Below are 11,022 nucleotides of genomic sequence, written 5' to 3' on the forward strand. Positions count from 1 at the left end.
GATGGGGAAAGTAAAAGTTTTTCAACGGAATCCACATCAGAAAAGACATCATTTTGCGCTATTTGACGCAAAATGTGTTTTTCTAAAAACCTTTTATCGAATTATTCGTATAAAATAGAAGAAGAGGGGGCATTTTATGAGAAAGCTTTTAGTTGGATTACTCGCGCTTGTGTTTGCTGAAATCGCATTGTTTATCGTAATCGGCAATGCAATCGGTGTTTTATATACATTATTGTTAATTGTCTTTACATCAGTAGCAGGGCTGCTTATCGCAAAACAGCGCGGAACAAAATCATTTCAGGATATTCAAAAAACTATACAGCAAGGCCACCCCCCTGCTGTAGCGGTGATTGAAACATTTATGATTTTTATTGGCGGTGTATTATTGGCATTGCCGGGCTTTATTACGGATATTATCGGTTTACTGTTCGTACTGGGAATTACGCGTAATCTATTTAAGCCGATTGTTTTTTATTTTTTACGCAAAAGTATGAAAAAAGGACAAGTTGTCATTTGGCAAAAATAGCATGCTGTTTTAATTTAATGGCAATCATAAGCAATATCGGGCTAATGATGATGCCATAAAAACCAAATAATAAAACAGAGGCGGCACTGATTAAAAATGTATGGATCATACGGAGATGCAATGTATGTGACCAAAGCATGGATTCAGTTAGCTGCCTTATTGTTTGTACAATAAAATAAATTGCTAAAATGGCGATGGCGATGAACGGTTTATTTATAATAAAGTAATAGGCTGCAACAGGGATTAAAAATATGCCAATGCCCAAAAAAGGCAAGCAATCGGCAATAGCTATCAAAAAAGCTTTGGTGATAAAGGCATCAAATTTCAGAAAGTAAAACCCAATGCTAAGCAAAATAAACGTAAGTGTAAATAACTGTATTTCGACAACGATAAAGCGGCCGATGAGCTCCATCCCTTTTTGAAAATATCTAGCCCAGGCCATCCGATATGCTTTTGGAATATACGCGAAAAACCAAAGTCGGTTTTTATAGCTTTCAAATAATGAAAAATAAAAAGTAACAATAAAAATAAAAAACTCGAACAAAGATTGAAAGCTGTTTTTTATGAAATTAATCAATAGAAACAGCAGATCTCTTAAAAAGGTCTGAAGCTTTTCCACGATAAATGGAAGAAGAGGATGCTTAATGTAAGTGTCTTCCAACGATAAAAGCGTCGACTGCAGTAGAGGCAGCAAAGTCAAGAAGCTATGAATAAATAATAGGACGACTGATACAATGACAGCAAATAAAAAAACAGATAAAAGAACAACGACAATGAAGAATGGAATTTTAAATTGCTGCTTAAAAAAAAGGAAAACAGGGAATAATAAATATGCAAAAAATAGTCCGAAAATTATAGGGGGGATGAAATAAAAAAGTATAAAATAAAGTAAGAGAATGACGATATTCCTACTTTTTACTAGCAATTGATTCGAGTTACTTGTATAATCCAAATATTCCACTCCTAATTTATGCTATATATATCTCGTTGTGAACGGTTAATTCTCTTTAAAACTTAAAATCTATCACCTATGCTTTTTTTTCTTAAAATCCTACTAATTCATTCACAAAGCCGTCAAAATTGATTATAATGATATATGTAAGCGATTTACTTATAGGTTCACCTGAGCAGAACGATATGAGTGTGCGTCTTTTTAATAGATTGAAAAGAAAGCACTTACAAAATTAATTTATTAAGTGAAGGAGCGATTTTTTATGTCAGCAACAAAAGGATTAGAAGGTATCGTAGCAGCAGAATCGAAAATTTCTTCAATTATCGATGATACACTTACATATGTAGGTTATGGCATCGACGATCTTACTAACAACGCAACTTTTGAAGAAGTAGTATTCTTATTATGGAACACGCGTTTACCGAACGCTGAAGAATTAGCTAACTTAAAAGAAGAATTAGCTAAAAACATGGAAATTCCAGCGGCAATTACTGATTTATTCAAATCTATGCCTTTAAACACAGTACACCCAATGGCAGCGCTTCGTACAGCTGTATCAATGCTTGGCGCATTTGACGAAGAAGCGGACGTTATGGAAACGGAAGCTAACTACCGTAAAGCAATTCGTTTACAAGCGAAAATCGGTACAGTAGTAACAACATTCGCACGTGTACGTCAAGGTAAAGAGCCAGTTGCTCCAAAACCGGAATTAGGCTATGCTGCAAACTTCCTATATATGTTAACTGGTGAAGAACCAGAAGCAATCGCAATCGAAGCATTTGATAAAGCTTTAATTTTACATGCAGACCATGAGTTAAACGCATCTACATTCACAGCGCGTGTATGTGTAGCGACATTATCTGATGTATACTCTGGTGTAACTGCAGCAATCGGCGCATTAAAAGGTCCATTACATGGCGGTGCGAACGAGCAAGTTATGAAAATGTTAACTGAAATCGGTTCAATCGACAAAGTTGAAGCATGGGTACAAAATAAATTAGACAATAAAGAAAAAATCATGGGCTTCGGTCACCGTGTATACCGTGGTGGAGACCCACGTGCACCTCACTTACGTGTAATGTCTGAGAAGTTGACTAAATTAACAGGTAAACCAGAATTATACGATATGTCTGTTAAGATTCACGATATGATCGTTGAGCAAAAGAAATTACCTGCAAACGTGGACTTCTTCTCAGCATCAGTATATGATTCTTTAGGTATCGAGCATGACTTATTCACACCAATCTTCGCAGTATCCCGTACTTCAGGTTGGGTAGCGCACATTTTAGAACAATATGCAAACAACCGCTTAATCCGTCCACGTGCGGAATATGTTGGTCCAGATATGCAAAAATACATTCCAATTAACGAGCGCTAATTAAAAAAGTATGTTAAAATATCTGGGACTGTGAATTGACACAGTCCTAGATTTATGATTATTAGGAGGCAAATTTCCAATGACTAACAAAATCGTAGTAGAAAACGGTTCTTTAATCGTTCCAAACAATCCAGTAATCCCTTTCATCGAGGGTGACGGTATCGGTCCAGATATCTGGGCAGCAGCTTCTCGCGTAATCGACGCAGCTGTAGAAAAAGCTTACAATGGCGAAAAGAAAATCGAATGGTTAGAAGTTTTAGCAGGTGAAAAAGCATTCAACCAAACTGGTGAGTGGTTACCAGCAGAAACATTAGAAAAAATCAATGAGTATTTAATCGCAATCAAAGGTCCTCTAACAACTCCAATCGGTGGCGGTATCCGTTCATTAAACGTAGCATTACGTCAAGAGTTAGATTTATATGTTTGCTTACGTCCAGTACGTCACTTTGACGGTGTTCCATCACCAGTTAAACGCCCTGAAGATGTTGACATGGTAATCTTCCGTGAAAACACTGAAGATATCTACGCTGGTATCGAGTACCAAGCTGGTTCTGACGAGCAAAAGAAATTATTAAACTTCTTACAAAACGAATTAGGCGTTAACAAAATTCGCTTCCCTGAAACTTCTGGTTTAGGCATTAAACCTGTTTCTAAAGAAGGTACTGAGCGTTTAGTGCGTTCTGCAATCGAATACGCTATCCAACATAACCGCCCATCTGTAACTTTAGTGCACAAAGGTAACATCATGAAGTTCACTGAAGGCGGATTCAAACAATGGGGTTACGATGTAGCTGAAGCTGAATTCGGCGACAAAGTATTCACATGGAACCAATACGATGCAATCAAAGCTGAGCAAGGCGAAGCTGCTGCTAACGAAGCACAATCGGCTGCATTAGCTGCTGGTAAAATCTTAGTTAAAGATTCTATCGCTGACATTTTCCTACAACAAATCTTAACTCGTCCTAACGAGTTTGACGTAGTAGCGACTATGAACTTAAACGGTGACTACATTTCTGATGCATTAGCTGCTCAAGTTGGCGGTATCGGTATCGCTCCAGGTGCTAACATCAACTACTTAACTGGTCACGCTATTTTCGAAGCTACTCACGGTACAGCTCCTAAATATGCAGGTCAAGATAAAGTAAACCCATCTTCTGTATTATTGTCAGGTGTATTAATGCTTGAGCACTTAGGATGGCAAGAAGCTGCGGACTTAATTACAAACTCTGTAGAGAAAACAATCTCTTCTAAGTATGTAACTTATGACTTCGCACGTTTAATGGATGGCGCTACAGAAGTTAAATGTTCTGAGTTTGCTACAAAATTAATCGAAAACTTCTAATACAAGCTTAATTTTGCCTTTTTATGTGAAATTGTGAACAAATTATTTAGCGATGAATAATATTGTTGGCATAATTTCAAAATAATAACGGTAATTATTGACATTGTTAGTTATTCGTTTCAAAATAAATAGTAGTTGCAAAAAGGGAGAGAGCATTATGTTTTCTCCCTTTTTTGTACATATTTTTATTATGCGGATTTATTAATAATTGTAAGGAGCGATTCATTATGACATTAAAACGTAAAAAAATCTCAGTAATAGGGAGTGGGTATACAGGTGCAACAGCGGCATTTCTAGTTGCCCAAAAAGAATTGGGGGACGTTGTGATTGTAGACCTTCCAGCAGCTGAAAATCCGACAAAAGGAAAGGCTTTGGATATGTGGGAAGCGGCGCCTGTACAAGGCTTTGATTCTTATGTAAAAGGAACTTCCAACTATGATGATACAGCTAACTCGGACATCGTACTAATTACTGCAGGTGTCGCACGCAAACCAGGTATGAGTCGCGATGATTTAGTTCAAATTAATCAAAGTGTCATGAAGACAGTAGCAAAGGAAATTGCACGTACTTCTCCAAATGCGATCATTATTGTGTTAACAAATCCTGTAGATGCAATGACATATACAATATTCAAAGAATCAGGATTCCCGAAAAACCGTGTAATCGGCCAGTCAGGCGTATTGGATACTGCTCGTTTCCGCGCATTTGTTGCAGAAGAATTAAATGTATCTGTTAAAGATATTGCCGCTTTAGTATTAGGGGGGCATGGTGATACAATGGTGCCTTTAACTCGTTATGCATCTGTCGGGGGAGTTCCTTTGCAAAGCCTAATCAATGCAGATCGTCTAGAGGAAATCGTGCAGCGTACTCGCGTTGGCGGCGGTGAAATTGTCAACCTTTTAGGAAATGGTTCTGCATATTATGCACCGGCAGCGGCAATGGTTGAAATGACAGAAGCAATTTTAAAAGACCAAAAACGGATTTTGCCTGCAATCGCCTATTTGGAGGGGGAATATGGATATGACGGCATATACTTAGGTGTACCGACATTATTAGGTGCTGGCGGCATTGAAAAAGTGTATGAGCTGGAGCTGACTGCCGATGAAAAGGCGGCACTCGACCATTCAGCAGAAGCAGTAAAAGATGTTATGGGCGCTTTAAAGGAATAGTAGTCAAAAACCTAAGCACTGAAAATATGCTTAGGTTTTTTCTTTTTTAAAAATTTTGATGCAAGCAGGAACAAACTACATGAATAATTGTACTTTTCAAAAAAAGTTGTTACTATGAAGGTAGTGCTTTGAACATTACATATTCAAAGAAAGTTTTACAGCCATACACATGGAAGATTGATTTGAGATGGGGGTTTCAAATCGATTGTGGAGGAACTTAAAATGGTTAAAACGGTTTTAGTGGTAGAAGATGAAATGCCAATTGCAACATTATTAAAATATAATTTGGAACAAGCCGGCTTTCATGTTCTTTTAGCACATGATGGTCAAGCGGGCCTTGATACAGCAGTAGAGCAGGCACCAGATTTAATTTTACTGGATTTGATGCTGCCGAAGCTTGATGGGGTAGAAGTATGCAAAGAATTGCGACGCTTACGCATTAATGTGCCGATTATTATGTTGACGGCCAGAGATGATGAATTTGACAAAGTGCTGGGTTTGGAGTTAGGTGCGGATGACTATATGACAAAGCCATTTAGCCCGCGGGAAGTAATTGCCCGAGTAAAAGCAGTTTTACGACGTTTTTCCAGCCCAATTGTGGAAGAAACGGTTGAATCGAATGAAGTCGTTTATTCATTTGGCAATTTAAAAGTGTTCCCGGAACGGTTTGAAGCATTTATTGATGAACAGTCTTTGGAGTTCACACCTAAGGAATTCGAATTATTAGTATACTTACTAGAAAATAAAAATCGTGTATTGACGCGCGATCAGCTATTAAGTGCTGTCTGGAACTATGATTTCGCAGGAGATACGCGAATTGTAGATGTCCACATTAGTCATTTACGCGATAAAATAGAAGAAAATAGCCGAAAACCAATATACATTAAAACAATTCGCGGTTTAGGGTATAAATTCGAGGAGCCAAAAAAATAATGAACGCAATGAAAAATAGATTGTTTTATTCGTTTATTTTTGTAATTGGATCAAGTTTAGCTGTTCTAGGGTTGTTCATAGGGCAGCTTTTTCCTTTTTTTATTGATGAATACATTAATGAAGCATCCAAAGTTTCGGAACAAAAATTGGACCAAATAATAGAAGAACAGCAAATCGAGCTTACGACTTCCCAAAAAGAAGCGCTTATAAATACGTATATGATCGATGTAGAGGCAGAGTCCTTGAAGGATACGAAGAAAAAAATATATATGATCATTTCCGCATTATTATTAGGCGGACTTGTAATAATGGGATTAATGACATATCGTGTTGCAAGCAATTTTATTAATCCTATCATCAATATTACGAAAACAGCAAGAGAGCTGTCAAAAGGGAATTACCGCGCGCGGGCATTTGCGAACGGGCCGAGAACGATTGTCGAGCTTCGAAATTCAATCAATATTTTAGCGCGGAATCTGCAGGATATAACGAAGACGCGAGCGATTGAGGAAGAGCGTTTAAAAACACTAATCGAAAATATGGGCAGTGCATTAATGATGATTGACCGCGAAGGAAATATTTCGATTGTCAACAAAAAGTTCCAAACTCTTTTTGAGCTTCCTAAGGAGCAGCTTATCGGAAAAAACTTCATGATGTTAGGCTTGCCAAAAGAGCTGGAGCAATTTATCGATCATGTGTTTTTAACGGAAATGCCATATCGTCAGCAACTTATGATGGAAATTGCGGATGAAGAATATTATGAGCAAGTTTATGGGGCGCCGGTAGTGGGAGAGCATGGGCGTTGGCTAGGTGTAGTAATAGTCATGCATGATGTGAGCGAGCTTGTAAGACTGGAGCAAGTCCGGAAAGATTTCGTGGCGAATGTTTCGCATGAGTTGCGCACGCCGATCACATCAATTAAAGGGTTCTCGGAGACGCTTCTTGATGGAGCGTTCAAAGATGAGCAAATGCTATTGTCGTTTTTAACGATTATTTACGATGAAAGTAACCGTATTCAAGTGCTTGTCAATGACTTGCTGGAGCTCTCCAAAATTGAGCGTCATGGCTTTACGCTGGAGGTGACGCCAACGAAGCTGCAGGATATATTAATTCGCGTTGTTGATTTAACGAGCTCCCAGCTGGAAAGCAAAAATATGCAATTTAATGTAGAGATAGAGCAAGATGCGGTGATTTTAGGTGATGTGAATCGTTTAATGCAAATTTTCACGAATTTAATTAACAATGCAATTGCATATTCGAAGGAAGAGACGACAGTTACGCTTCGGATAAGCGCGAATAAAGAGCATGGCATATTCGAAGTGAGGGACGAAGGGATCGGTATTGAAAAAGCTGAAATTGCTCGTATTTTCGAACGTTTTTATAGAGTGGACCGTGCGCGCAGCCGAAACTCGGGCGGTACGGGTCTCGGTTTATCGATTGTTAAACATTTAATCGAGGCGCATAATGGAAAAATCCAAGTTGCAAGCGAGATCGGAAAAGGAACGAGCATAAAAGTATTTTTGCCGCTAAGTAATTAAAGCTTAACATTAGCTTTACAAAACTGTTATACGAACTTTATATTTGAATGTTAAATTACTTTATAGAAACCCCCGTTTCAAAGGTAAAAAGCTTGAATAGGAATTAAATAGACAGCCGTAAAAAAACTATGCAAAAAGTTATGCTCTTTTTGTGTAGTTTTTTTCATTGTGTCGCCGAAGCTTGCGGCAATATGAAAAAATATGAAACTTTTACAATGGAAGTCCCGTAGAATAATAAGAAAATGAAAGGTAGGAGGTTCTTTACGATGAGTGTAAAAAGAACATTATTATGGGTAGCACTTATTCTGTTTGCAATTGTAGCGTTAATTGCTGTAACGACTTCATGGTATACAGTAGATGAATCGGAGCAAGCGGTTGTTATTACATTCGGTCAAGCAGGTGAGACGATTCCAGATTCGGGGCTCCACTTCAAATTACCGTGGCCAATTCAATCCGTAGAAATATTATCAAAAGAAACATTTAGTTTACAGTTTGGCTATAAGCAAAATCCTGATGGAACGTTAGAAGCATTTGATAAAGAAACAAAAATGATTACTGGCGATGAATACATCGTTTTAACAGACTTAGTTGTCCAATGGCGTATTGTTGATCCGAAAAAGTATTTATTTAATTCGCAAGAGCCACGAACGGTTTTACATAATGCTACGTCAAGCGCAATTCGTTCAATCATTGGCAGCTCTACAATTGACCAGGCATTAACGGATGGAAAAGCGGATATCGAAGCAGAGACGCGCGAATTGCTCGTGTCGCTAATCGATAAATACGATATTGGCATTGGGGTAACGGGTGTCAAGCTGCAGGATGTTGATGTACCGAATGAAGAAGTGCGTGCAGCATTTACGGATGTTACCGATGCGCGTGAGATGAAGAGTACAAAAATTAATGAAGCAGAAAAATATGAAAATCAACGTTTAAGTGAAGCGGTTGGTGAAGTAGCTGCGATTAAGTCTAAAGCAGAGGGTGAGAAAGCGGCGCGAATCGAGCAAGCTGCAGGTGAAGTTGCATTATTTAATCAGCTATATGAAGAATATCGATTAAACAAAGAGATCACAACTGAACGTTTAGTTATTGAAACATTAGAGGCTGTATTACCGAATGCGCAAATTTATATTATGAATGATGATGGCAGCAGTACGATGAAATATTTACCTCTTCAACCAATGCAAAATACTTCTTCTAATGAAGAGAAGAAAGAAGGGAGTACGAACTGATGAGCAACAATAAAAATAACTTTGATGGCGATTTAGACGAATTTGTAAAAAAATTATTCGGCAATAAAAAAGGGAAGAAAGTCGTTAAGGAAGTTCCAAAAGCAAACGAAGACGCTCAAAACTCCGGCAATGACGAGACATCATCAGAAGAAAAGCCGAAAAAAGCATCTAAACCGATCAATAAAAATAAAAAGCCTGTTAATGTAAAGCAATGGGTTACATCAGCTGTTGTTCTCACTGTGGTGTTTGCTGCACTGCTTGTTGTCATTGCCAATCTATATATCGTAAAAGAAAACGAGTTCAAAGTGGTTCGTCAGTTCGGTGAAGTCGTAAAGTACGAAAGTGAGCCTGGACTGAATATGAAAATCCCGTTTATCCAAAGCGTTACGACATTGCCGAGCAATTTACTGACACATGATATGACAGAGGAAGAAATAAGTACAAAAGACAAAAAGCGAATTATTATTGATAATTACACGATTTGGCGTGTAACAGATCCAAAGGCCTTAATATCGAATGCCGGTCAGCTTATAAATGCTGAAAGTCGTATGGAAGAATTTATTTATTCTGCGCTGCGTACAGAATTTGGCCAAACAGAATATGGCGATATTATTAATGAAAAAGAATCGAAGCGCGGTAATATTAATGTCCGTGTAACGCAGCGTGTGAACGAATTAATCGAATCAGCGAATTTTGGTATTGAAGTTATTGATGTTCGGATTCGTCGTACAGATTTACCGGCGGAAAACGAGCAGTCCGTTTATACGAATATGATTTCAGAACGTCAATCGATTGCACAGAAGTACTTATCCGAAGGGGATGCAGAAAAACGCAGCGGGCAAGCAAAAACAGATCGAGAAGTCCAAGTGATGCTTGCAACAGCTAATAAGGAAGCTGCGGTCATCCGTGCGGAAGGTGAAGCACAAGCAGCTAAAATTTATAACAATGCCTATTCAAAAGATCCTGAGTTTTATAGCTTATTCAGAACATTGGAATCGTACAAGAAAACAATAGGTGATGAGACGATGATTATTATCCCGTCTGATTCACCATATGCAAAACTATTGTCCGGTCAACTAAAATAATCATTTTGCGAAAAGCTATTTAGAGAGAGCAAGACTATTTCTAAATAGCTTTTTCGTTTACATTATTTGCCTTCACTAAAAGTTCAAATTATATTATCCGTAACTATTATTCCGCTGTTATAATGATAGATAGTTCGTTTAGAAGGAGTGGCAAAGTTGAGCAGAAAAATACAAAATACGTTAATCGCATTCATTATGGCAACATCTGTTACGGCACTATTTTTTCAATCGCATATCAATTTCATGAAAGTTGAAATTTTTCATATACCTGTCCTATTCATCGTTATTTTCCTAATGAGCGTTTTTATCGCAGAGGATGTTCGCAATTCGTTCAAAAAGGTGCTATGGTTTGAAAAGCGGGAAGATAGGCGCCCAATTTGGCAAGTTGGCATAGGCATGATTTTTTATTTTGCGCAAATTGGCTTTGTTGAAGTATTTGCGCGCGGTTTAATGCCGTACGATCTTGGGGGCATGCCAATGTATGTCATCATTCCGTTTTTAAATGCTTTTTTATTGACGGTTATTTTTGAAGAAATCTTTTATATAGAAGAAAAAAACGGTGTACAAGCTGTTAAATTTAAAAATAAAATAAAGTAGTTTAAGAGCCCGCGTGGAATATTATCCCACGCGGTTTTTTTCATTATTTTTGGCTCCTCGCCAAAAGTTGGGGATGACAAAACTTCATGCCAAGGCGGGTTGATTGGAATGGAGGAGAGGCGAATGTTCGTGCTGGCGGTTTCACCTTTCGCACTGTAAAAAACATCAGCTGGCGGCTAGCGCCTTTCGCTATAAGATTTTCTCTGTGACGAAAGCATTAGCGACAGTCACAAGCAAGCTTCCAGCGGGAACAGCAAAATTTATTTTGCG

Annotated in this window: 10 protein-coding genes; 9 read left to right on the forward strand and 1 reads right to left on the reverse strand. The window is 38.1% G+C overall.

All coding sequences use genetic code 11. The features are described from left to right. Positions 1–136: 136 nt before the first annotated feature. Positions 137–526, forward strand: a complete 390-nt coding sequence (locus ACTHOQ_RS09600) for an FxsA family protein (protein WP_440495769.1) — start codon at positions 137–139, stop codon at positions 524–526. On the opposite strand, the gene ACTHOQ_RS09605 is transcribed toward ACTHOQ_RS09600, so the two are convergent. Continuing rightward, the gene (locus ACTHOQ_RS09605; protein ID WP_440495770.1) at positions 510–1,487 is read right to left on the reverse strand and encodes an AI-2E family transporter; all 978 of its coding nucleotides are present in this window, start codon (positions 1,485–1,487) and stop codon (positions 510–512) included. The two genes, ACTHOQ_RS09600 and ACTHOQ_RS09605, sit on opposite strands and share 17 nt — an antisense overlap. 253 nt (positions 1,488–1,740) lie before the next feature. Here ACTHOQ_RS09605 and citZ point away from each other — a divergent pair, with 253 nt between their 5' ends. From citZ to ACTHOQ_RS09645, 8 genes are all read left to right on the forward strand, one after another. Further along, positions 1,741–2,856: a citrate synthase gene (gene citZ, locus ACTHOQ_RS09610; protein WP_440495772.1), complete on the forward strand. Its 1,116-nt coding sequence runs from the start codon at positions 1,741–1,743 to the stop codon at positions 2,854–2,856. Positions 2,857–2,935: 79 nt separating this feature from the next. Then, positions 2,936–4,198: an NADP-dependent isocitrate dehydrogenase gene (icd, locus tag ACTHOQ_RS09615; RefSeq protein ID WP_440495774.1), complete on the forward strand. Its 1,263-nt coding sequence runs from the start codon at positions 2,936–2,938 to the stop codon at positions 4,196–4,198. A 227-nt stretch (positions 4,199–4,425) separates the two neighbouring features. Next, complete coding sequence (gene mdh, locus ACTHOQ_RS09620; protein WP_440495775.1) at positions 4,426–5,367, forward strand: malate dehydrogenase; 942 nt, start codon at positions 4,426–4,428, stop codon at positions 5,365–5,367. A gap of 222 nt (positions 5,368–5,589) precedes the next feature. Further along, positions 5,590–6,300: a response regulator transcription factor gene (locus ACTHOQ_RS09625; RefSeq protein ID WP_440495777.1), complete on the forward strand. Its 711-nt coding sequence runs from the start codon at positions 5,590–5,592 to the stop codon at positions 6,298–6,300. Further along, on the forward strand, positions 6,300–7,838 hold the full coding sequence (gene pnpS, locus ACTHOQ_RS09630; protein WP_440495779.1) for a two-component system histidine kinase PnpS: 1,539 nt from the start codon (positions 6,300–6,302) through the stop codon (positions 7,836–7,838). Before ACTHOQ_RS09625 ends, pnpS begins: the two co-directional genes overlap by 1 nt. Positions 7,839–8,104: 266 nt before the next feature. Beyond that, positions 8,105–9,070, forward strand: coding sequence for an FtsH protease activity modulator HflK (gene hflK, locus ACTHOQ_RS09635; RefSeq protein WP_440495780.1), 966 nt, complete (start codon positions 8,105–8,107; stop codon positions 9,068–9,070). Continuing rightward, the gene (gene hflC / locus ACTHOQ_RS09640) at positions 9,070–10,155 is read left to right on the forward strand and encodes a protease modulator HflC (RefSeq protein WP_440495781.1); all 1,086 of its coding nucleotides are present in this window, start codon (positions 9,070–9,072) and stop codon (positions 10,153–10,155) included. The genes hflK and hflC overlap by 1 nt, the downstream gene beginning before the upstream one ends. 147 nt (positions 10,156–10,302) lie before the next feature. After that, the gene (locus ACTHOQ_RS09645) at positions 10,303–10,752 is read left to right on the forward strand and encodes a DNA polymerase I (RefSeq protein WP_440495783.1); all 450 of its coding nucleotides are present in this window, start codon (positions 10,303–10,305) and stop codon (positions 10,750–10,752) included. Positions 10,753–11,022 lie beyond the last annotated feature (270 nt).

The sequence above is a fragment of the Solibacillus silvestris genome (genome assembly GCF_051967575.1).
In the GTDB taxonomy this organism is placed as follows: domain Bacteria; phylum Bacillota; class Bacilli; order Bacillales_A; family Planococcaceae; genus Solibacillus; species Solibacillus silvestris_B.